Here is a 22,124-nt window from a genome sequence, read left to right as displayed (position 1 = left end):
TCCTCGGATTGGCGTGAGTGCCGGCGTTATAGACCATGGAGGATGGGGCCGGTACCGTCCGCCAAAAGGAGAGACCATGCTGAGCGGAATTCACGGCCATCAGGACATCGAACGCGTCGTCTACGGCAAGCCGGCCGGCCCCGCATTGCGCGCCGAGGCCGAGCGGCTGGGCGCCCGGCGGGTGTTCGTGACGACGTCGAAGTCGGTGGCGCAGAGCGCGCTGCTGGCCGATATCGTGCGCGATCTGGGCGACCGCTACGCCGGCGTCTATGCCGGCGTCACGGCACATTCGCCGCGGAGTTGCGTGATCGAGGGCGCGGCGCGGGCGCGCGAGGCGGACGCCGACCTGATCGTCGCTGTGGGCGGCGGCTCGGTGATCGATGCGACCAAGGTCATGCTGATCGCGCTGTGGCAGGATGCCCGGACGATCGAGGCGCTCGACGCCTATCGTGCCGGCCGACCCAAGGAAGGCGCGGCCCCGCCCGCGGAGGCGATCCGCCCGCCCGCCGGCGCCGTGCGCATGCTCGCCGTGCCGACGACGCTCTCGGCTGCCGAGTTCAACGCCTATGCCGGCATCACCGATCAGCGCCATGGCATCAAGGAGAGCTTCGGCCATCGCCTGATCGTGCCGCAGGTCATCGTGCTCGACCCGGCGGCGACGCTCGCCACGCCCATGGACCTCATGCTGTCGACCGGGCTCAAGGCCGTCGACCACGCCGTGGAGCGCCTGTGCTCGCAGCAGGCCCATCCGTTCGTGCTCGGCACGGCGACCGAGGCGCTGCGCCTGCTCGCCCGCGCCCTGCCGGCCCACAAGCAGGATCCGGAGGACAGGGCGACCCGCCTCGACCTTCAGTTTGGCATGTGGCTGTCGATCGGCGCCGGCACATCCGGCGTGGGCGTCGGCGCCAGCCACGGCATCGGTCACGTGCTGGGCGCCGCCTGCCACGTACCGCACGGCCATACGTCCTGCGTGATGCTGCCGTCGGTGCTGCGCTGGAACCTGCCGGCCAATGCCGAGCGGCAGAAGCGGGTCAGCGAGGCGTTCGGAAAGCCCGAGGTGCCGGCGGCCGACCTGGTGGCCGGGCTGGTCCGCACGCTCGGCCTGCCGCAGTCCCTTTCCGAGGTCGGCGTGGGCAGGGACCGTTTCCGCGAAGTCGCCGAGAAGTCGATGCACGACCGCGCCGTGCTCAACAACCCTCGGCCGATCCAGGGGCCCGACCAGGTCATGGAGATTCTCGAACTGGCGGCGTAGGCCTGGCAGGCGGGAGCGGCATGACCCCATGAATTCTTCTCGCGCGCCGCAGGGGCTGCAACGCGGTACAGCGCGACCAATGTCGAGGGGACGAAACGCCATAAAAAGGGGCTGAACCATGACCTCCGTCCAGCTTGCCCAGCCGACCGCGCGCCCAACCAACGTCCGGCCGCCAGACGCTCAGGCGAAAGCCGTCACCTTCGTCGAGGCGGCGGTACCCTACCTGGCCGATCTCAGCATCAAGCCGGTGACCTACAATCCGCCGATCGGCGCCGGCGTGCCGCGGCGCGACGGCAACTACCGCGACTTCAAGGTGCGCATCCACGACGCGCGCCCGATCGCGGCCGACCTGTCGCTCGACCGCCAGGCCTTCTCGCTGGTCGGCCAGCAGACGGCGGTCCGCGACTTCTACGACAAGGAGGAGATCCGCCGGACCTGGGAGCCCGAGGTCGAGGCGATGATCAGGCGCGAGACCGGTGCATCCAAGGTCGTGGTGTTCGACCATACGATCCGCACCGCCGACCGCGGCGTCGAACGCGGGCACCGCGCGCCGGTGCGCAGCGTCCACAACGACTATACCGAGAGGTCCGGGCCGCAGCGCGTGCGCGACCTGCTGCCGCCCGACGAGGCGGCGGCGCGGCTCGCCAAGCGCTTCGTCGAGATCAACGTCTGGCGGAATATCGGCCATCATCCGGTCGAGATGTCGCCGCTGGGTTTCGTCGATGCCGAGAGCATCGCGCCGCGCGACCTCGCCGTCTGCGACCTGGTCTACGCCGACCGTACGGGCGAGATCTACATCGGCGTCTACAATGCCGACCACCGCTGGTACTACTTCCCGCGCCTGACCCGCGAGGAGGCCGTGTTGATCAAGTGCTACGACTCGATGAAGGACGGCCGGGCCCGCTTCTCGCTGCACTCCGCCTTCGACGATCCGACCTCGCCGCCGAACCCGCGGCCGCGCGAGAGCATCGAGACCCGGACCTTCGCGTTCTTCGATTGACGGGAGCCTGCCCGGTTCGGCCTCGATCGGAGACGCTCTACGACCTCGCGATCGTCTCGAGATGGTCGGCCAGTTCCTCGGGATTGCTGTAGAAGGGCGAGTGGCCGCATTCCATCGAGATGACCTTGCACGGGGTCTTCTTGACCATGAGCCGCTGCAGGTTGATGCGCAGGGCATAGTCGTGCGTGCACTCGATGTACCAGCGCGGCACGGAGCCGAACCGTTCCTCGGTGAGCGTCACCGGCGTGGTCGAGATCACCACCGGCTGCGGCCGCAGCCGCTGCAGGCCGCGATAGCGGTCCTCGGGCGAGACGTCGGCGTAGAAGAGGGCCGGGATCTTGTCGCGCGCGAAGGTGTAGGTCGCGCCGTCGGGACTGACCTGCCGCGCCAGCCGGAACATCGTGTCGGGCTCGAGCGAGGTCATGTCGCGGCCGGCCTTGCCGTTGGTCGGCAGCACGGCGCAGACATAGACGAGGGCCTTGAGCTTGCGCCGGCGCGCCTCGGCGACGGCGCTGATGGTGATGCCGCCCAGCGAGTGGCCGACCAGGACGACCTGCTCCTCCATCTTGTCGAGCAGGCGCGCGACCTTCTCGACATTGTCCGCCAGGGTGACGTTGGCCGGCGGTGTCGAATCGTCGCCGAGGCCCGGCATGTCCGGCGCGCAGACCTTGTGGCCGTTCGCCTGCAGCAGCGGCACGACCTTCTCCCAGCACCAGCCGCCGGTGCAGGCGCCATGGACGAGGACGAACGTCGCCACGCCTAGGTCCGCCCGACGACGGTGCGGGCCCCGTCGGCCGGCACGAAGAAGTCGGGCATAAGCGGCGTCCCGGGAGAGACGGCATAGCGGTCGAGGTCGGTGATTCCCTCCGCCGCCAGCACCTCGTCGTCGATGAAGAAGTTGCCGGTGCAGGTCGCGGCCGGCCGGCAGAGGATCGCGTGGGCGGCGTCGGCCATGATCTCGGGCTTGCGGCAGCGCTTCATGCCCTCCTCGCCGCCCAGCACGTTCTGGATCGCGGCGGTTGCGATGCCGGTGCGCGGCCACAGGCAGTTGAAGGCGATCCTGCCCTTGAATTCCTCGGCCATCGCCCAGGCGAAGACCGACATGCCGTACTTGGCGAGCGTGTAGGCGGCGTGGTTGGCGAACCACTTGACGTCGAAGTCGAGCGGCGGCGACAGGTTCAGCACGTGCGGGTTCGCGGCCCTCTCGAGGTGCGGGATGCACTTCTGCGAGACCATGAACGTGCCGCGCGCGTTGATCTGGTGCATGAGGTCGTAGCGCTTCATCGGCGTCGCCAGCGTGCCGGCCAGGCTGATGGCGCTGGCATTGTTCACCAGGATGTCGATGCCGCCGAACTTCGCGACGGTTTCGGCGACGGCCTTCTCCACGCTCTGCTCGTCGCGGATGTCGCACGCCAGCGGCAGCGCCTTGCCGCCTGCCTTCTCGATGTCTTCCGCTGCCGTGAAGATGGTGCCCGGCAGGCGCGGATCCGGCCTCACCGTCTTGGCGGCGATTGCGATGTTGGCGCCATCGCGCGCGGCGCGGAGCGCGATGGCCAGTCCGATGCCCCGGCTGGCGCCGGTCACGAACAGGGTCTTGCTAGCCAGGCTCATGGCGCCCCCGAGTATGCTTCGGGCTCTATAGCCGGGCATGGGGGAGGCGGCTAGTCTCCCGCACGCGCAGGGGAGACATGCATGGATCCGTGCTTCGAAACCGCCGGCCGGCTTGCCCGCGCCATCCGAAACGGGCGGCTGAGCGCCGTCGAGGCGACGCGGGCGCATCTCGATCGCATCGCGCATCTCAACGAGGGGCTGAACGCGCTGGTGGTCGTCGATCGCGAGGGCGCGCTCCGGGCCGCGCGCGCCGCCGACCGCGCGCTCGCCCGCAAGGACAGGTCCCCGGGCCCGCTGCACGGCGTGCCGATCACCATCAAGGAGGCCTTCGACGTGGCAGGGCTCGGCACGACGTCGAGCCATCCGCCGCTCCAGGACAATGTCGCGCACGGGGACGCCAGCGTCGTTGCCCGGCTGCGCGCCGCCGGCGCGGTCATCCTGGGCAAGACCAACGTCCCGGAACTGTGCGCCGACTTCCAGACCGACAGCCCGCTGTTCGGGACCACGAAGAACGCCTGGGACCCTCGGCGTACCGCCGGCGGGTCCACGGGTGGCGGGGCCGTGGCGGTGGCGGCGCGGCTGTCGCCGCTCGAACTCGGCAGCGACATCGGCGGGTCGGTGCGCAATCCGGCGCACTTCAACGGCATCTTTTCGCTGAAGCCCACCGAATGGCGGGTGCCGGGGCATGGCCATGTCCCGGACCTGCCGGGCCGGACGCGCACCATCCGCTACATGGGCGTGTACGGCCCTCTCGCGCGATCGGTCGCCGACCTCGACCTCGCCTTGCGGGTCGTGGCCGGACCGGACGGCCGTACGGCGGAAGCACCGCCCGTCCCGCTCGGAACAACGCCGTCGCTCGCGGCCGCCGGGCTGCGCATCGCCGTGCTCGAGAGCAATCCGCTGGTCCGTATCTCGGCCGACACGGCCAAGGTGGTCGAGGCGACGGCACGGCTGCTGGCCCGGGCGGGCGCCCGGGTGAAGCGGGCCGAGCCCGCCGGGCTCGACTGGCAGCAGGCGTGGGACGACTGGTCGGATCTCTTCCAGTACCAGGTGCGCGCCCTGGAGCCTTTGTCGGTGCGGCAGCGCCACATCGGCCGGCCGGCCGATTCGGCCGACCCGTCGCGCCGCTCGGCGGTGCGCACGGCGTCGCTGGACCTCGCCGCGTTCTTCGCGGTGCTCGAGCGGCGCGACGAGGTCATGCGCCGCTGCGAGGATTTCCTCGGCGAGCACGATGCCTGGCTGATGCCGGTCATGCCCGATGCCGCCTTCGTCCGGCAGGCGCAGAGCCGGCCCTGGACGATCGACGGCGTCGAGCATCCGTATTTCTTCGCCGGAACGTCCTACAACTTCCTCGCCAATCTCACCGGCCAGCCGTCGGTCGTCCTGCCCTGCGGCTTCTCCCGCGAGGGGCTGCCGATCGGCCTGCAGCTCACCGGCCGGCGCTGGGGCGATGCGCGGCTGCTGGGCGTCGCCCGGGCGCTCGAGCGGCTCCTGCCGCCGTGCCCGGTGCCGCCCGGCGCCGCCTGACCCTCACTCGACCTTGACTCCAGCGGCCTCGAGGATCGGCTTCCACTTGGCGAACTCGGCCTTCTGGAAGGCGGCGAACGCGGCCGGCTTCATCTCGTTCGCCGTCGGCAGGTCCATGCCGAGCTCCTGCATGCGCTTGCGCACTGCCGGTTCCGCCAGGGCGGCGGTCGCCGCGGCGGCGAGCTTGTCGACGATGGCCGCCGGCGTTCCCTTGGGCGCCCACAGCCCGTTCCAGATGGCGATCTCCATCGGGAAGCCCGCCTCGGCGGCGGTCGGGATGTCCGGCATGGCCGGTGAGCGCCGGGCCGAGGTGACGGCGTAGGCGCGGATCTTGCCGGCCTGGGCCTGCGGCAGCGCGTTGGACGACTGGTCGACCATGACCTGGATCTGGTTGGCGATCAGGTCCTGCATGGCCGGGCCGGTGCCGCGATAGGGCACGAGCTGGTACTTGGCCGCGGTGGCCTTGTTGAACTCGAGCGCGCCGAGATGGGAGCCCGAGCCCATCCCCGCGGTGCCGCCCGACACCTTGTCGGGATTGGCCTTCAGGTAGTCGACCAGTTCCTTCAGCGTCTTGGCGGGCACGGCGGTCGACGACACGACGAGCATCGGGTTGGCCGGCAGGCGGGTGATCGGCTCGAGGTCGCCCAGAAGGTCGAAGCCGAGCTTGGTGTAGATCACGGCGTTGGCGACGTTGGTGCCGAGATGGCCGATGCCGATCGTGTAGCCGTCCGGCGCGGCGCGGGCGAGCTTGGCCATGGCGATGGTTCCGGCCGCGCCGGTCACGTTCTCGATGATGATCTGCTGGCCGAGCTCCTTGGCCATCCTCTCGCCGAGGATGCGCGCCAGCGCATCGGTCGGGCCGCCCGCGGCGAACGGCACGATCATGGTGATGGGCTTGGCCGGATAGGCCTGCCCGAAGGCCGGCACGGACAGGCAGACAGCGATCGCCGCAAGGGCGATCCGACGCTTGATGGACATTTCCTCTCCTGATGCTCTTTTTGTCAGCGCCAGCGCAGCACGGAACGCTCGACCCTGCCAAGGGCCCAGGAGATCAAAAGTCCGAGGATCGACAGCATGACCACCCCGGCGAGGAGCTGGTCGGTCTGCATCAGGTTGCCGGCGGCCAGGACGAAGGCGCCGATCCCGTGCTGGGCGCCGATCATCTCGGCGGCCACGACCAGGAGGAGGGCCACCGAGGCCGAGATGCGGAAGCCCGCCAGGATGCCGGGCATGGCGCCGGGCAGGATGATCTTGGCGACGATGTCGTGGGCCGGCAGGCCGAAGCTCTGGCCCATCCGGATGAGGTTGCGCGGCACCGAATCGCAGGCGCTGTAGGCGGCGATCACGGTCGGGAAGAAGACGCCGAGGGCGATGGTCGCCACCTTCGACGGTTCGCCGATGCCGAACCAGAGGATGAGGAGCGGCAGGAGCGCGATCTTGGGGATCGGGAACAGGGCCGAGACGATCGGCAGGCCGGCCGCGCGGGCGGACGAGAAGATGCCCATGGCGAGGCCCGCCGCCAGGCCCGCCGCGGTGCCGACGATCCAGCCCGGGATGATGCGCTGCAGCGACGCCGTGACGTGCTCGACCAGCGTGCCGTCCAGCCACAGCTCGGCCAGCGCGCGCACGACGGTCGCGGGGCTCGGCATGAAGAGCGGCGAGAGCAGGCCGCCGCTGGAAGCCGCCTGCCAGAGGGCGATCAGCAGGACGAAGACGATCCACGGCAGGATGCGTCGCGGCGCCGGCGCGAAGCCGCCGCCGCGAAAGGGGACGGCCCGGCGGGCGGCGAGGGGGTCGGACATGGCGCCCCCTGTATCACGATTCAGCGCGGCGCGGCGCTCAGCGTGCCGCCGCCCTCGCTGCGGCGCGTGTAGCCCCAGGTGCCCTGCAGGGCGCCGTCGGCCAGGCTGCGCATGCGCCCGCGGCCGAAATAGTCGCGTCCCCAGCGCCAGGCATAGTCGAGCTGGTCGCCCGTCACCGTCCCTTCGAGCTCGGCGGCGCCCATGCCGAACTCGTAGGAGCCGCGCACCGTGGCGCCCTGGCGGGTCAGCCGCATGCGGAAGTCGAGCGACGTGCCCTTGGCGTCCGTCCACTGGCCGACATAGTCGCCCTCGAACGCCTGGCGGGCGAGGCCCTGCCGATCGCCGCCGGGTCTGGCAGGCGAGAAGCTCGTGGCGCGCGACGACAGGCCGACCAGCCGCGTCGACTGGCGGATGTCGGGATCGTCGAGGAGCGTCGCCACGCGGCCAAGGTCCTGGGCGATGCTCTCGATCAGCGCGCGCTCGCGCGACGGCGACGGCTTGTCCCGCGTGAACTGGTCGGTGCTGCCGCGCAGGGACGTGACGAGGCGGCCGACGCGGGCGCCGGACAGGGGATGGGTGCTGCGCTCGGCGCAGGCGAAGGGCGCGGCCAGCGTGAAGTAGAAGCCGATGCCGATCGGCGCCGCGCCGAGGCGCGCCATCAGCTCGACGGCGAAGGCGTCGGCCTCGTTCTCCTGGCCCTGGGAGCGTGCGGTGTCGGTGGTGGCGCGATGGCGGTGGAAGAGGTGGCCGACCTCGTGCGCCATGATGAAGACCATGGTGGTGCCGTACAGCTTCTGGAAGAGCGCCTCGACCGCAGGCTCGGCGTCGCCGTCCGGCACGCCCAGGGTCGGCAGGGGCAGGGCGCGAACCCCGTCGGGCGAGGGGCCGCGCCAGGCCAGCATCGCGGCATAGTCGTAGACCTTCTGCTCGGGCAGGCGATGGCGGTTGTACCAGGCCAGCGCCAGCATGAGGTCGCTCACCAGCTTCACCGACGACAGCGGCAGCACGATCCGGCCGTCGGATGTGGCGTAGAAGTTCATCGGATGTCCGCGGTCCTCGCGCTGGCCGAGATCCAGCCGGACCGGCCCAAGCGCGCGGCGTTCGCGGTCGGTCAGCCGCGGCAGCAGGACTTCGTCGAAATTCGACTTCAGTCCCGGGGTCGAGCGCCGGGCGACCCGGTCGAGGGCCTCGGCGGGATAGAAGCCGCTCCAGTCGTGCGCCGGGGCGCATTCGGCACGCGCCGTCGCGGCGGTCGCCAGCAGGAACAGAAGGGCGAGGATGACGCGCATGACGATCTCCTCATCGTGCGGGACCCGCGAGGTAGAGGCCGGCGGGCTCGTCGAGTCCGGCGGGGGCGGGCGGTCTGGCGCCGCTGTTGATCCACGACTGGAAACGCGCCGGGTCGCCCCAGCGGGGCTGCCAGGAACTGCGCAGCAGGAGCAGCTTGGCGTTCTGCAGGCCGGCGACCAGGCGCTGCTCCCGGTCGTCGCGATCCAGCCGCTCGATGGCGGCGTTGAGGTCAGCCATCGCGCCGCGCAGCCGCACCAGCGACTGCTCGCGCTCCTCCGCCGACGGCGTGGGCGACGAGCGGTCGGACATGGCGCCGACCTCCTGGCGCCGGATCGTCGCCGCCTCGGCCGTCGGCTTGCCGGCCGGCGGCGCGAGCAGCTGCTCGTCGGTCACCTTGACGGTGCTGGTGAAGGAGTAGGCGATGATGGCGGCGCCGAACAGCGCGAAGAACAGGCCCGGCCCGACGCGCGACATCCAGATGCTGATCCCGCCCGGCAGCACGACCTTGCCGCTGGAATCCGTCTTCTCGGGCAGCCGGATGAAGAGGCCGTAGCCCAGCACGATGCTGAGCGCACCGGCCAGGAGGCCGAGCAGCCGCTCGGCCATGCGCATCAGCAGGAGCGTATCGAGGGAGTCCAAGCAGGCGCTCCGCAGCAGGTCCGGGAAGCATCCGGAGGGTCCATGCCGGCGTCAAGCCGCCGCCAGGCGTGATCACAGCACAGACTCAACCCGCCTCACGAGGCGATGGGCTGGATCTCCCGGTCCGCCGTCGCCGCCTCGTCGCGGATCAGCGACCACAGACGGTCGTGAACCGCGCGCAGCAAGCCGGCATGCTCGGGCCGGCCGCGCTCGCGCACCGGCACCTCGATCGGCACGATCTCGCGGACCCGGCCGGGCCGGCGCGACAGGACGACGACGCGGTCGGCGAGCCGCGCCGCCTCCTCGAGATTGTGGGTGACGTAGAGGCGCGTGCTCTTCTCGCGCGCCCAGATCTTCAGCAGGTCTTCCATCAGGAGCTCGCGCGTCTGGGCGTCGAGCGCCGAGAGCGGCTCGTCGAGCAGCAGCACGGCCGGCCGCACGACCAGGGCGCGGGCGATCCCGACGCGCTGGCGCATGCCGCCGGAGAGCTGCTTGGGATAGGCCGCGGCGAACTCGGTGAGGCCGGTCAGCGCCAGCGCCGAGGCGACGCGCTCGCGCCGCTCGGCCGCCGAGAGCGGCCGGTGCTCCAGCGCCAGGCCGACATTGTCGGCGACGCTGCGCCACGGCAGCAGGGCGAAGTCCTGGAAGACGTAGGTGAAGGGGTTGAGGGAATCGGCGGGCGGCGCGCCCGACCAGTTGACGGCGCCCGAGGTCGGGGCGAGCAGGCCGCCCGCGATGCCGAGCAGGGTGGACTTGCCGCAGCCCGAGGGGCCGATCAGCGCCACCGTCTCGCCGTCGGCGATGTCGAGGGAAACCTCGGACAGCGCCTCCACGGGCCCGTAGCGATGGGAGATCTTCTCAAGATGTAGGGGCATCTTGCGTCATCGTCAGCAGGATCGCGCGATTGGACACTTGCTGGCCCTCGCTCACCGTCACCGAGTCGATGCGGGCGTCGACGCCCGCCTTGAGCTGGTGCTGGATCTTCATGGCCTCGAGCACGACCAGGGTCTGGCCGCGCGCGACGCTGTCGCCCGGCGCCACCTTCACCGCGACGATGCGTCCGTCCATCGGCGCGCGCAGCCGGCCGTCGCTGCCTCCCGCCGCCGCCGCGGGCGGCGCCCAGGTCCGGTCGGTGAAGCGCACGGTGAAGCCGTCGAGATCGACGACGATATCGTCGCCGTCGACATGGTGCCGCACGCCGTCCCCGACGGGCTCGCCGCCGGTCACCTGCAGGAGGCGTTCGCTGCTCCCGATGGCCAGCCGGATCGGCGTCGGTTCCGGGTTGGAGTTGCGCCAGCCGCGCAGCGCCGCCGGATAGCGGTCCGCGGATTGCCGCCACAGCAGGGTCGCGGCGAGCTGCCAGTGCGCATCGCTCACGGTCGGGGCGGGGAAGGCGTGCTGGCCGAGGAAGGCCGTCGTCGCTTCTCCGGCGGCGAATTCGGGATGCTCCAGCAGCCGGATCAGGAAATGCCGGTTGGTGATCGGGCCCAGCACCACGGTCTCACGCAACGCCTGAAGGAGCCGCACCCGCGCCTGGTCCCGGGTCGCCCCGTGGGCGATCACCTTGGCGATCATGGGATCGTAGAAGGGCGAGATCGCAAGCCCTTCCTTCATGCCATGATCGATGCGCACGCCCGGGCCCGTCGCCGGCCGCCACACGTCGACGCGGCCGGTCTGCGGCAGGAAGCCGGCATAGGCATCCTCGGCGTAGAGCCGGACCTCGATCGCATGGCCGGCAAAGGTCACCTCGTCCTGCGCCAGGGGCAGCTTGCCGCCGGCGGCGACGCCGAGCTGCCAGGCGACGAGATCCTGGCCGGTGATCATCTCGGTCACCGGATGCTCGACCTGCAGGCGCGTGTTCATCTCCAGGAAATAGAAGGCGCCGTCGCCGCCCAGCAGGAACTCGACGGTGCCGGCGCCGCGATAGCCGATGGCGCGGGCGGCGGCGACGGCGGCCGCGCCCATGCGGCCGCGCAGGCCGGCGTCGACGGCCGGCGAGGGGGCTTCCTCGACGACCTTCTGATGGCGGCGCTGCAGCGAACAGTCGCGCTCGCCGAGATGGATGACGTTGCCATGGGCGTCGGCGAAGACCTGGATCTCGACATGGCGGGCGTCGACGACGGCCTTCTCGAGGATCAGCTCGCCCGAGCCGAAGGCGCTCTCGGCCTCGGACCGGGCCGTGCGGATCGCCTCGGCGAGGTCGGCCGCCTGCTCGACCAGACGCATGCCGCGCCCGCCGCCGCCGGCCGCTGCCTTCACCATCACCGGCAGGCCGATCCGCTGCGCCTCGCGCTCGAGCGTGGCGTCGTCCTGGGCGGCGCCCTGGTAGCCCGGCACGCAGGGCACGCCGGCCTCGATCATGCGGCGCTTGGCGGCGGCCTTGTTGCCCATGGCGGCGATGGCCGCGGGGGGCGGCCCGATGAAGACCAGCCCGGCGGCCTCGCAGGCCCGGGCGAAGGCCTCGTTCTCCGACAGGAAGCCGTAGCCGGGGTGGACGGCGTCGGCGCCGGAGGCGCGGGCCGCCTCGAGGATGCGGCCGATGTCGAGATAGCTCTCGCCAACCGGCGGCGGGCCGATGCGCACGGCCTGGTCGGCAAAGGAAACGTGCGGGGCGTCCCTGTCGGCGTCGGAATAGACCGCGACGGTGCGGTAGCCCATCGCCTTCGCCGTGCGCATGACGCGCCAGGCGATCTCGCCGCGGTTGGCGACCAGGATGGTGGAGAAGCTCATTTCAGGGGCCGCCCGTCCTTGGTGGAATAGGCCCAGCCCTCGGCGTCCTCGCGGACCATCATGTCGATGTCGGAGTAGTGCGCCACTTCCTCGACGGTGCGGGTGCCGACCTCCAGCACGCGCGCGATGGCCTGCGAGCGATTGACGAGATGATGGCCGTTGCCCGAGCCGGCGCGAAAGCCCGCCGTCATTCCCGCCGTCAGCACGGTCTCGCCCTCGTCCGTTACCAGCACGACCTCGCCTTCCAGCACATAGACGAACTCGTCCTGGCGCTCGTGCCAGTGCCGTTGAGAGGACCAGGTGCCGGGGGTCAGGTCGAGCAGGTTGACGCCGAACTGCGAGAGCCCGAAGGCGTCGCCGAGCGCCCGCCGGATGCGGGCCTGGCACGGCCGATCGTGCGGCGAGGGGTAATCCGATCCGGTGCGGGCCGGAAGGTCGAGCGCGCGGGCGGCGATCATTCGACCGCCCACCTGGGCGGCCGCTTCTCGGCGAAGGCGCGCAGGCCCTCGGCCGCCTCGGGGCTGCGGCGGGCCTCGGCGAACCGGTCGGCGGCGAAGTCGAGCACCGCCGACAGGGGCTCGGTGCCGACCTTCATGACCACGGCCTTGGTCAGCGCGTTGGCCAGCGGGGCGCAGCGATCGACCTGCTTCAACACTTCCTCGAGCCTCGTGTCGAGCGCCGCCGAGTCCTTCACGAGGTGGTGGACGATGCCGAGCCGCAGCGCCTCCGGTCCCTTGAAGCGGGCCGCGGTCAGCGCGAGGTGGCGCGTCTGGGGCACGCCGATGCGGGCGGCGACGAAGGGGGCGATCTGCGCCGGCACGATGCCGATCGCGGTCTCGCTCATGGCGAAGCCCGCGTCCTCGGTGCAGATCGCGACGTCGGAGACGCAGAGCAGGCCGAAGCCGCCGGCGATGGCATAGCCCTCGACCGCCGCCACGACGACCTGCGGTGTGGTGTTCACCATCTCGAGGAAGGTGCCGTATTCCCGGTTGTTCAGCGCGACCGGGTCCTTCTCGCCGGGCCGCGGCGGCTGGCCGAGGCTCTGCTCCATGTTCCGGAGGTCGGCACCGGCGCAGAAGGTGCCGCCGGCGCCGCGCAGGATCACGACCTTGATGTCGCGCCGCTCGCGCAGGATGCCGAACACCGCGCGCAGCTCGCCGATCAGGGTCGGGTTCAGCGCGTTCTTGACCTGCGGCCGGTTCAGCGTGACGTGCAGCCGCGAACGCTCGCGGCGCAGCAGCAGGGTTTCGTACTGGGGGGCGAAGTCGGTCATTTCCCTTCCTTATTGCTGGGGGCGCGCGACTCCAGTCGCGCGTCTTCGTCGAGACAGGAGATGATCGCGCCACTGGAGTGGCGCGCCCCCAGCAATGAACTCATCGGTTCTCCAGCCGCGGCAGGGTGCCCATCAGCTTGGCGATGATCTGCAGCATGACCTCGTCGGCGCCGCCGCCGATCGAGGCCAGGCGCGAATCGCGGAACGACCGGGCGGTCGGCGATTCCCAGAGATAGCCGGCGCCGCCCCAGTATTGCAGGCAGCCGTCGGTCACCAGGCGCAGCATGCGGCCGGCCTTCAGCTTCGCCATCGAGGCCAGCATGGTGACGTCCTGGCCGTCGAGATACTCCTCGCAGGCGCGGTAGCAGAGCGAGCGCACCAGCTCGACCTCGGTGCGGAACTCGGCCAGCTTGAAGTGGATCACCTGGTTGTCGAGCAGCGGCCGGCCGAACACCTTGCGCTCGCGCGTGTATTCGACCGTCTGGTCGATCAGCCGCTCCATGCCGACGACCGCGCTGATGGCGCCCCACAGCCGCTCCTCCTGGAACTGCTGCATCTGGTAGACGAAGCCCATGCCCTCCTGGCCGATCGTGTGGTGCACCGGCACCTTCACCTCGTCGAAGAAGATCTGGGCGGTGTCGGACGAGCGCATGCCGAGCTTGTCGAGCTTTTTCACGACCTGGACGCCCGGGGTCTTCATGGGCACCACGATCAAGGACTTGTTCTTGTGGACCGGGCCTTCGCCGGTGTTGGCGAGCAGGCACATCCAGTCGGCCTGGGTGCCGTTGGTCGTCCACATCTTCCCGCCGTTGACCACCCAGTCGCCGCCAACTTTCCTTGCGGTGGTCTTGAGCGAGGCGACGTCGGAGCCGGCGCCGACCTCCGACACGCCGAGACAGGCGACATAGTCGCCGGCGATCGAGGGGGCGAGGAACTCCCGGCGCAACTCGTCGCTGCCGTAGCGGGCGAGCGCCGGCGTCGCCATGTCGGTCTGCACGCCGATCGCCATGGGCACCGAGCCGCAATTGATGTGGCCGAGCTCCTCGGCCATCACCATGGCATAGGAATAGTCGAGCCCCATGCCGCCATATTCGGTCGGCTTGTTGATGCCGAGCAGCCCGGCATCGCCCAGCTTCTTGAACACCTCGTGGGCGGGGAAGATGCCGTCCTGCTCCCACTGGTCGACGTGCGGGTTGATGTCCCTGTCGACAATGGCGCGCAGCGTGCGGCGGATCTCGGCGTGTTCGGGGGTGAAGTGCATGGCGTTCCTCAGTCTTTCTCCTCTCCCCCGATAGGGGGAGAGGTTGGGAGAGGGGGTTGCAGGCATTCGTTGATGCCCCCTCTCCTAGCCTCTCCCCCTAGCGGGGGAGAGGAATATGAATGTCGAGCGGTTTTAGTCATCGATTGCCCAGCCGCGGGAGCGTGCCCATGAGCTTCGAGATGATCTGCAGCATCACCTCGTCGGCGCCGCCGCCGATCGAGCCGAGGCGGCCGTCGCGGTAGCTGCGGGCGACGGGATTGTCCCAGAGGTAGCCGGCGCCGCCCCAGTATTGCAGGCAGGCGTCGGAGACCTCGCGGCGCAGCCGACCGGCCTTCAGCTTGGCCATCGAGGCCAGCATGGTGACGTCGGTGCCGGCGAGATACTCCTCGCAGGCGCGATAGACGAGGGACCGCAGCGCCTCGACCTCGCTCTTGAGCTCGGCCAGGCGGAAGTGGATGACCTGGTTGTCGAGCAGCGGCTTCCCGAACACCTTGCGCTCGCGCGTATACTCGATGGTGGCGTTGATGATGCGGTCGCAGCCCATCAGGGTGCCGGCGCCTGCCCACAGCCGCTCCTCCTGGAACTGCTGCATCTGGTAGATGAAGCCCGAGCCCGGCTCGCCGATCGTGTAGCGCACCGGCACCTTCACCCCGTCGAAGAAAGTCTGCACCGTGTCCGAGGCGCGCATGCCGAGCTTGTCGAGCTTCTTCACGATCTGCACGCCCGGAGTCTTCATCGGGACCACGATCAGCGACTTGTTCTTGTGCACCTGGCCGTCGCCGGTATTGGCGAGCACGCACATCCAGTCGGCCTGGGCGCCGTTGGTCGTCCACATCTTGCCGCCGTCGATGACCCAGTCGCCGCCGACCCGGCGCGCGGTCGTCCTGATCGAGGCGACGTCGGAGCCCGCGCCGGTCTCCGACACGCCGAGGCAGGCGACGTAGTCGCCGCTGATCGAGGGGGCGAGGAACTCCCGGCGCAGCTCGTCGCTGCCGTAGCGGGCGAGCGCCGGCGTCGCCATCGAGATCTGCACGCCGGTCGCCATCGGGATCGAGCCGCCGTTCACCAGCCCGAGCGATTCCGAGCAGATCATGGCGTAGGAGAAGTCGAGGCCCGAGCCGCCATACTCGACCGGCTTGTCGACGCCCAGCAGCCCGGCATCGCCCATCTTCTTGAACAGCTCGTGGGCGGGGAAGGCGCCGGCCTGCTCCCATTCGTCGACATGCGGATTGATCTCGCGATCGATCAGCGTCTTCCAGGTCTGGCGCAGCGCCTCGTGCTCGGGCGTGAACTTCATGGCTACATCCTCGCGACGCCGAAGGTGATGGGATTGAGCGGCCGGACCATGGATTCGCGGGCGATCGACAGGGTGAAGGCCAGCACCCGGCGCGTGTCGCGCGGATCGATGATGCCGTCGTCCCACAGGTGCGCCGTGCCGTAGAGCGCCGTCGATTCGCGCTCGAACTGCTCGACGATCGACTTGAACATCCTGTCGATCTGCTCCGCGGGCGGCTCCTTGCCTTCGCGCTGGAACTTCTGCTCGGTCACGGTCTTCATCACGCCGGCCGCCTGCTCGCCGCCCATCACGGCGGTACGGCTGTTGGGCCAGGCGAAGATGAAGCGGGGATCGTAGGCGCGGCCGCACATTCCGTAGTTGCCGGCGCCGAAGCTGCCGCCGATCACGATGGTGATCTGCGGCACGGTGGCGTTGGCCACCGCCTGGATCATCTTGGAGCCGTGCTTGACGATGCCGCCGCGCTCGGCCTCGGTGCCCACCATGTAGCCGGTCGTGTTCTGCAGGTAGACGATCGGCGTGCCCTGCTGGCAGCAGAGCTGGATGAACTGCGCGGCCTTCACCGCGCCCTTGGTGGTGATCGGGCCGTTGTTGCCGATCAGGCCGACCGGCTCGCCTTCGATTTCCGCCCAGCCGCAGATCGTCTGCTGGTCGTGGAGGCCCTTGAACTCGAGGAAGTCCGAGCCGTCGACCAGGCGGGCGATCACTTCGCGCACGTCGTAGGGATCCTTGTGCGAGGGCGGCACGACCCCGCAGAGCTCGTCGATGTCGTACAGCGGCTCCTTGAACGACCGCTTCGCGCGCGGCGGCAGCCTGTCGTTCCAGTGCCATGTGGCGATGACCTCGCGCGCCAGCCGGATGCCGTCGGCATCGTCCTCGGCCATCCACTCGGCGACGCCGGACACTGTGGCGTGCATCTCCGCGCCGCCCAGCTCCTCGTCGGTGGCGATCTCGCCGGTCGCGGCCTTGAGCAGCGGCGGGCCGGCCAGGAACACCTTGGCCTGGTTGCGCACCATGATGACGTAGTCGGAGAGGCCGGGCAGGTAGGCGCCGCCTGCCGTCGACGAGCCGTGCACCACGGTGACCTGCGGGATGCCGCGCGCCGACATGCGCGCCTGGTTGGCGAAGCCGCGGCCGCCGGGCACGAAGATCTCGGCCTGGTAGAGGAGGTTGGCGCCGCCCGATTCGACCAGGTTCACCACCGGCAGCTTGTTCTCCATCACGATCTGCTGCACGCGCTGGCCCTTGCGCTGGCCGGATGGCGCCACCGTGCCGCCCTTGATGGCGGAGTTCGAGGCGGTCACGACGCAGCGCACGCCCTCGACATAACCGATGCCCGCGACGGAGCCGCCGCCGGCGCTCGATCCGTCCTTGTCGTCGTGCATGCGGTAGCCGGCCAGCGGCATCAGCTCGAGGAAGGGCGCGCCGCGGTCGAGCAGGAGCGCGATGCGCTCGCGCGGCATGAGCTGCTTGCGCTGGGCGAAGCGCTCCCGCGCCTTCTCCGAGGCGGCCTGCACGCTCCTCTCGGCGTCACGGAACTCGGCGATGGCGGCCAGCATGCGCTCGCGGTTCTTCGCGTAGTCCTCGCTGCTGCGGTCGACCTGGCTTTCGATGATCGGCATGGTCAGGACCTGTCACCCCGAGCGGAGCGAGGGGCCTTTGAGGCCGCAGGAAAGGTCCCTCGCTGCGCTCGGGATGACAGTTGGTGGGTAGCGGGCACGTGTGACTCCATGCCTAGCCGCCCAAAACCTTGGGCCGCACCGCGAGGTGGAAGCCGTTGAACTCGTTGAGGCGCTCGACGGGGCGCAGCGCCATCGAGCGGTTGCCGAGCGGCGTGCCGCCGTCGATGCGCAGCTCCGTGCCGGTGATGTAGCCCGCGGCGTCGCTGAGCAGGAAGCAGACCGCGGCCGACACTTCGCTCTCGGTGCCGAGCCGGCCCAGCGGGCAGTAGCCCTTGAGCTTGGGTATCTGCTCCTTGAACTCGCCCTGGTAGGTGTCCATGCCCGACGAGGCGATCCAGCCCGGCGACACGGCGTTCACCCGCACGCCGGCATAGGCCCATTCGTGCGCCAGCGTCATGGTGAGGTTCACCATGCCGGCGCGCGCCGCACCGGTATGCGCCATGTTGGGGAAGCCGTTGCGGAAGTCGGCCGCCATGTTGACGATCGCGCCGCCGTTCGCCTCCATCGACTGGGTGAAGACCTCGCGGCTGACGATGAAGCCGCCGGTGAGGTTGTTGCGCACCACCACGTCGAAGCCCTTGGCGCTCATGGCGGCGGCGGGCGAGGGGAACTGGCCGCCGGCGTTGTTGAACAGGCCGTGGATGCGGCCGTTCTTCCGGATGATCGTTGCGATCGCCTCTTTGACCTGCGCTTCCTCGCGGATGTCGAAGGCGTGCGTCTCGCAGGTGCCGCCGGCCGCCTCGATCTCGCCCTGGACGGTTGCCAGCTTGTCGGGCTTGCGGCCGGTGATGACCACGTGACCGCCCAGCGCCGCGAGCTCGTGCGCCGTGCAGCGGCCGATGCCGCTGCCGCCGCCGGTGACGACGAAGGTCTGGCCGTTGAACAGTCCCGGCTTGAAGACCGAGCGGTACGACATGCTTCCTCCCGGCCTGAACAGCCGTTTATCGGCCTCTATTTGACGTTTACGTAAAGGTCAAGTAAGCCCCTCACCACTGGCCGACTGGAGGAACCCAACATGACCTTGGACGAAGTCACCGCGAAAATGAAGGAAGGCGCCTCGAAGAAGTCGGCCTTCGGCAACACCGTCAAGTTCTCCACCGACCAGGGCGTCGTCTACATCGACGGCAACCAGAATCCGCCGGCCGTCAGCAACGAGGACAAGGCCGCCGACTGCACGCTCAGGATGGATTTCGGCGACTTCGCCGACATGATCGGCGGCAAGCTCGACGGCATGACGGCGTTCATGACCGGCAAGCTCAAGATCGAAGGCGACATGGGCGTCGCCATGAAGCTGCAGAGCATCCTGCGCTGACCTTGCGGCGGTCGTCCGGGCGGAGCGAGCGGCCCTAGCGTTCGACCCGTCCGACGCCAACGCATGATAACGGAAGTTATCATACGATGCAAGCCCACGGACGTCGGCCGCCGGTGAGGGCGGCCAACGGGCGGCGAATCAACAGCTGGTATTTTTGCGCTCCATGGGGCGTTGGCGCGATCCACTACAGGTGGTGAATGCCGTCACTGCCGGCACTGGGGCGCAGGGCGAACCGATGCTGCGTCTGCTGATCCTGAACTGCTCGCCCGACGCCCTGCTGCAGCGCGTCGCCGCCGAGGGAAGCCGGCGCTACGACACGCTTTTCCTGGAAGCGCTCGGGCATCATCTGCCGCAAGGTCGGACGATCGATCCCTTCACGCTGAATGTCGCCGACGGCGAACGCCTGCCGCAGGGCGTGGCGCTCGGCGATTTCGACGGCGTCTGGATCTCCGGATCGCCCTTCAACGTCTACAGGCTCGACCAGCCCAGCGTCCGCGAGCAGATCGACCTCGCCCGTGCCGTCTGGCAGGCCGGCGTCCCGAGCTTCGGCTCCTGCTGGGGGCTGCAGCTCATGACGACGGCGCTGGGCGGTACCGTGCATCTCAACCCGCGCGGCCGCGAGATCGGCGTCGCCCGTCGCATCCGTCCGACCGAGGCGGGCCGCGGCCACGCGCTGCTGCGCGGCAAGGAGCAAACGTTCGACGCGCTGTGCAGCCACGAGGACGAGGTGGCGACGCTGCCGCCGGGCGCCACCGTGCTGGCCTCGAACGAGGTCAGCGCCGTGCAGGCTGCGGTCGTACGGGAGGAGGGACGCAGTTTCTGGGGCGTGCAGTACCATCCTGAGTTCGACTTCGCCGCGGTCGCCGCCATCATCGCCCTGCGGGCCGATCGCCATCTCAGCGAAGGGCTCGCCCGCTCTCCGGAAGAGGTCGCCGGAATCGTCGGCGACTTCCGCGACCTGGCGCGCGACCCGACGCGCAAGGACCTGGCCTGGCGCTACGGCGTCGGCAGCGACGTGCTCGATCCCGCACGGCGCAGCGCCGAGTTCGGCAACTGGCTGCGCGCCGAGGTGCTGCCGGCGGCGGGCAGGCGCTGAGAGCTTCTAAGCCTCTTCCTTGCTCTTGTGATAGTGCCGCCGCGCCTTGGCGCGGTTGCCGCACGCCGACATCGAGCACCAGCGCCGCTTGCCCGCGCGGCTGTCGTCGAGGAACAGCCAGCCGCATTCGGGGTTGGCGCAGCGCCTGACCCGGTCGAGACGATTGCCGGTCAGGAGATCGCCCGCCGTCCACAGCACCGGCGCGAGCTGGCCGAGCGCGGTGCCGCCGCGCAGGTCGACATCCCAGGAGAAGCCGCCGCGCTCGCGCCTGAGCGTCGTGCGCGACGGGGCCGCCGCCAGCAGGTCGTTCAGCGCCTGCAGGTCGGCCGCCGCCGGCGCCTTGCCGCGCGCCGTGGCGTCGAACACCCGGTAGATCGTCTCGCGCGCCTCGAGCGCCCGCTCGAACTCGCGTCGCGCCAGCGGCCGCGCCTCCCGTGTCACGTTCGCCACCGTCCAGGCCGCGAGCGCGTCGGCGCCGTTCAGCGTCTCGGTCGGTATCGCCTGGCCGCGCCAGTAGCGCGTGTTCGCGAAGTCGAGGCAGAGGTCGGGCCGGGCCATCCTTACCGACTTAGTAACCGGTTGACCGGTTGACAAGCGCCCGACTCGGACCTAACCATATAACCCGTTATATAGTTTAACGAAGGAGGGTATGCCGTGTTCGACCACGTTTCCATCGGCGTCGCCGACATCGCGCGCTCGCGGAAGTTCTACGATGCCGCCCTGAAGCCGCTGGGCTTCACCCTGCTGAGCGACGGCGAGACCTCGCTGGGCTACGGGGCCAAGGCGGTGCAGCTCTGGCTGGGCGCCACCGCCAAGCCGGTGAAGCCGGACAGCGAATCGGGGCTGCACTTCTGCTTCACCGCCGGGGACCGGGCGGCCGTCGACGCCTTCCATGCCGCGGCGCTGAAGGCCGGCGGCAAGGACAATGGCAAGCCGGGTGTGCGGGCCGACTACGGGCCGAGCTACTACGCGGCGTTCGCCATCGATCCCGACGGCTATCGCCTGGAGGCTTTCACCGCAGCATCCTGATGCTCTTGATGGGACGGAGCGGGACATTCCCCATTCGATCTCGGCTCCCGGTTGACCGAGATTCTGGACGCCGTCGCCGAGCGAAGGACGAGGCCGGGTTGCGAACGGGCCCGGATGCGCTCATTTCCCGCCCGTGGGAAGGGGGCCTGGCGGGCTTGGGGTTTCGCCGGATCCGGTCTCCGATTTGCGGGTGGGGGACGGCGCGGTGCGGCCGCGCCGTCCTCACGCGTGCGACCGACCAGCAGGGATTGCGTTCGGCCAGCGCCGGCAAGTGACCGGCCGGCCGGGCCGCTCTACGCTGGCGGTCATGACCGAGACCGTGCACGTCGCGGCGGCGGACGAGGAGTCCGCCGTCCTGTCCATCCTGACGCTGGCCTTCAGCACCGATCCGGCGAGCCGCTGGACCTGGCCCGAGCCCGCTTCCTTCCTCGACGCCTTTCCGCGCTTCGCGAGGGCATTCGGCGGCGCGGCGTTCGCCGCCGGGAGCGCCCATCGTATCGGCACGGCGGCGGCCGCCCTGTGGTTGCCGCCGGGCGTCGGTTCGGACGATGCCGCGATCATGGCGCTGATGATGAGCACCGCCGACGTCGCCACGGCCGAGGACGGCCCGCAGGTCATGAAGCAGATGGCGGCGCACCATCCCGAGGAGCCGCACTGGTACCTGCCCATGCTGGGCGTCGATCCCGCGCACCAGAACAGGGGCCTCGGCAGCCGGCTGCTGAAGCACGCCACCGACCTCTTCGACCGCGAGGGTGCCGTCGCCTATCTCGAATCGTCGAACCCGCGCAACGTCGCGCTCTACGAGCGCCACGGGTTTCAGGTCACCGGCCGCATCCAGGTCGGCAACTCGCCGTTGTTCACGCCGATGGTGCGCCCGCCGCGGCATGACTGACCGGCGAAGAGTGGAGGAGAGGATGCTGCGAGGAGGATGCTTCTGCCGGGCGGTCCGCTACGAGATCGATGCCCAGCCGACCAAGGAGACGATCTGTCACTGCACGATGTGCCGCCACGCCGCAGGAGCCCCGATCGTTGCATGGTTCACCGTGCCTCCGGGCTCGGTGCGGTTCGTGGCCGCCGAGCCCCGGCGCTACAGGTCGTCCGAGCATGCCACGCGATCCTTCTGTCCCGACTGCGGCACGACCCTGACCTATCAATCGACGCGAACGCCCGGCGACCTCGACATCGCCACCTGCTCGCTGGACGAACCGGAACAGGTGCCGCCGCGGGACCACACCTTCTCGCGCTCGATGCTTTCCTGGGTGACGATCGCCGATGACTTGCCGGCGTGGCCGACGACGCGGGAATCGGACCGGTAACAGGGCAACT

The 22,124-nt window shown here is 69.9% G+C and carries 23 protein-coding genes; 8 read left to right on the top strand and 15 right to left on the bottom strand.

Annotated features, from left to right (window positions below):
- Window positions 1-76: 76 nt before the first annotated feature.
- Window positions 77-1,252, top strand: coding sequence for an iron-containing alcohol dehydrogenase (locus ACO073_RS21490; protein ID WP_422000143.1), 1,176 nt, complete (start codon window positions 77-79; stop codon window positions 1,250-1,252).
- A 118-nt stretch (window positions 1,253-1,370) separates the two neighbouring features.
- Window positions 1,371-2,252 (top strand): CmcJ/NvfI family oxidoreductase, encoded by an 882-nt coding sequence (locus ACO073_RS21485; protein WP_422000141.1) that lies wholly within the window; start codon window positions 1,371-1,373, stop codon window positions 2,250-2,252.
- A 37-nt stretch (window positions 2,253-2,289) separates the two neighbouring features.
- Here ACO073_RS21485 and ACO073_RS21480 read toward each other — a convergent pair whose 3' ends face one another.
- Entirely contained in the window at window positions 2,290-3,009 is a 720-nt protein-coding gene (locus tag ACO073_RS21480) for an alpha/beta fold hydrolase (RefSeq protein ID WP_422000139.1), read from the bottom strand.
- A gap of 2 nt (window positions 3,010-3,011) precedes the next feature.
- On the bottom strand, window positions 3,012-3,863 hold the full coding sequence (locus ACO073_RS21475) for an SDR family oxidoreductase (protein WP_422000137.1): 852 nt from the start codon (window positions 3,861-3,863) through the stop codon (window positions 3,012-3,014).
- Window positions 3,864-3,944: 81 nt separating this feature from the next.
- Here ACO073_RS21475 and ACO073_RS21470 point away from each other — a divergent pair, with 81 nt between their 5' ends.
- Window positions 3,945-5,390 (top strand): amidase, encoded by a 1,446-nt coding sequence (locus ACO073_RS21470; protein ID WP_422000136.1) that lies wholly within the window; start codon window positions 3,945-3,947, stop codon window positions 5,388-5,390.
- Between the two features lie 3 nt (window positions 5,391-5,393).
- On the opposite strand, the gene ACO073_RS21465 is transcribed toward ACO073_RS21470, so the two are convergent.
- The 12 genes from ACO073_RS21465 to ACO073_RS21410 form a co-directional block, all read right to left on the bottom strand.
- Complete coding sequence (locus tag ACO073_RS21465; RefSeq protein WP_422000134.1) at window positions 5,394-6,368, bottom strand: Bug family tripartite tricarboxylate transporter substrate binding protein; 975 nt, start codon at window positions 6,366-6,368, stop codon at window positions 5,394-5,396.
- Between the two features lie 23 nt (window positions 6,369-6,391).
- Entirely contained in the window at window positions 6,392-7,192 is an 801-nt protein-coding gene (locus ACO073_RS21460; RefSeq protein WP_422000132.1) for an ABC transporter permease, read from the bottom strand.
- Between the two features lie 20 nt (window positions 7,193-7,212).
- Window positions 7,213-8,481 carry a hypothetical protein gene (locus ACO073_RS21455; protein ID WP_422000130.1) on the bottom strand — a complete coding sequence of 423 codons (1,269 nt, stop codon included), beginning with the start codon at window positions 8,479-8,481 and terminating at the stop codon, window positions 7,213-7,215.
- 10 nt (window positions 8,482-8,491) lie between these two features.
- A complete protein-coding gene (locus tag ACO073_RS21450) occupies window positions 8,492-9,121 on the bottom strand; it encodes a hypothetical protein (RefSeq protein ID WP_422000128.1) in 630 nt (209 codons plus the stop codon).
- A gap of 95 nt (window positions 9,122-9,216) precedes the next feature.
- Window positions 9,217-9,996 carry an ABC transporter ATP-binding protein gene (locus ACO073_RS21445; protein ID WP_422000126.1) on the bottom strand — a complete coding sequence of 260 codons (780 nt, stop codon included), beginning with the start codon at window positions 9,994-9,996 and terminating at the stop codon, window positions 9,217-9,219.
- Window positions 9,980-11,851, bottom strand: coding sequence for an acetyl/propionyl/methylcrotonyl-CoA carboxylase subunit alpha (locus ACO073_RS21440; RefSeq protein ID WP_422000124.1), 1,872 nt, complete (start codon window positions 11,849-11,851; stop codon window positions 9,980-9,982). Before ACO073_RS21440 ends, ACO073_RS21445 begins: the two co-directional genes overlap by 17 nt.
- On the bottom strand, window positions 11,848-12,309 hold the full coding sequence (locus ACO073_RS21435; protein ID WP_422000122.1) for a cupin domain-containing protein: 462 nt from the start codon (window positions 12,307-12,309) through the stop codon (window positions 11,848-11,850). The genes ACO073_RS21440 and ACO073_RS21435 overlap by 4 nt, the downstream gene beginning before the upstream one ends.
- The gene (locus ACO073_RS21430; RefSeq protein ID WP_422000120.1) at window positions 12,306-13,124 is read right to left on the bottom strand and encodes an enoyl-CoA hydratase/isomerase family protein; all 819 of its coding nucleotides are present in this window, start codon (window positions 13,122-13,124) and stop codon (window positions 12,306-12,308) included. The genes ACO073_RS21435 and ACO073_RS21430 overlap by 4 nt, the downstream gene beginning before the upstream one ends.
- 100 nt (window positions 13,125-13,224) lie before the next feature.
- Window positions 13,225-14,385 (bottom strand): acyl-CoA dehydrogenase family protein, encoded by a 1,161-nt coding sequence (locus tag ACO073_RS21425; protein ID WP_422000118.1) that lies wholly within the window; start codon window positions 14,383-14,385, stop codon window positions 13,225-13,227.
- A 136-nt stretch (window positions 14,386-14,521) separates the two neighbouring features.
- Entirely contained in the window at window positions 14,522-15,682 is a 1,161-nt protein-coding gene (locus ACO073_RS21420; RefSeq protein WP_422000117.1) for an acyl-CoA dehydrogenase family protein, read from the bottom strand.
- Window positions 15,683-15,684: 2 nt separating this feature from the next.
- Window positions 15,685-17,301, bottom strand: coding sequence for an acyl-CoA carboxylase subunit beta (locus tag ACO073_RS21415; RefSeq protein ID WP_422000115.1), 1,617 nt, complete (start codon window positions 17,299-17,301; stop codon window positions 15,685-15,687).
- 112 nt (window positions 17,302-17,413) lie between these two features.
- On the bottom strand, window positions 17,414-18,277 hold the full coding sequence (locus ACO073_RS21410; RefSeq protein ID WP_422000113.1) for an SDR family oxidoreductase: 864 nt from the start codon (window positions 18,275-18,277) through the stop codon (window positions 17,414-17,416).
- 99 nt (window positions 18,278-18,376) lie between these two features.
- Between ACO073_RS21410 and ACO073_RS21405 the strand changes: the two genes are divergently transcribed.
- Together ACO073_RS21405 and ACO073_RS21400 are read left to right on the top strand one after the other, a co-directional pair.
- Window positions 18,377-18,673, top strand: coding sequence for an SCP2 sterol-binding domain-containing protein (locus tag ACO073_RS21405; RefSeq protein WP_422000112.1), 297 nt, complete (start codon window positions 18,377-18,379; stop codon window positions 18,671-18,673).
- Window positions 18,674-18,908: 235 nt separating this feature from the next.
- Window positions 18,909-19,769 (top strand): type 1 glutamine amidotransferase, encoded by an 861-nt coding sequence (locus tag ACO073_RS21400; RefSeq protein WP_422000110.1) that lies wholly within the window; start codon window positions 18,909-18,911, stop codon window positions 19,767-19,769.
- 6 nt (window positions 19,770-19,775) lie between these two features.
- Here ACO073_RS21400 and ACO073_RS21395 read toward each other — a convergent pair whose 3' ends face one another.
- Window positions 19,776-20,327, bottom strand: a complete 552-nt coding sequence (locus ACO073_RS21395) for a CGNR zinc finger domain-containing protein (protein ID WP_422000109.1) — start codon at window positions 20,325-20,327, stop codon at window positions 19,776-19,778.
- A 96-nt stretch (window positions 20,328-20,423) separates the two neighbouring features.
- Here ACO073_RS21395 and ACO073_RS21390 point away from each other — a divergent pair, with 96 nt between their 5' ends.
- The 3 genes from ACO073_RS21390 (at window position 20,424) to ACO073_RS21380 (ending at window position 22,114) form a co-directional block, all read left to right on the top strand.
- Window positions 20,424-20,798, top strand: coding sequence for a VOC family protein (locus tag ACO073_RS21390; protein ID WP_422000107.1), 375 nt, complete (start codon window positions 20,424-20,426; stop codon window positions 20,796-20,798).
- Window positions 20,799-21,105: 307 nt separating this feature from the next.
- Window positions 21,106-21,690, top strand: coding sequence for a GNAT family N-acetyltransferase (locus tag ACO073_RS21385; protein WP_422000106.1), 585 nt, complete (start codon window positions 21,106-21,108; stop codon window positions 21,688-21,690).
- Between the two features lie 22 nt (window positions 21,691-21,712).
- Window positions 21,713-22,114, top strand: a complete 402-nt coding sequence (locus ACO073_RS21380) for a GFA family protein (RefSeq protein ID WP_422000104.1) — start codon at window positions 21,713-21,715, stop codon at window positions 22,112-22,114.
- The last annotated feature ends 10 nt before the right edge of the window (window positions 22,115-22,124 follow it).

The sequence above is a fragment of the Reyranella sp. genome, assembly GCF_965229815.1.
Classification (GTDB): domain Bacteria; phylum Pseudomonadota; class Alphaproteobacteria; order Reyranellales; family Reyranellaceae; genus Reyranella.
Note: the sequence above shows the minus strand (reverse complement) of the source record. Positions and strands in the feature narration are given on the sequence as shown.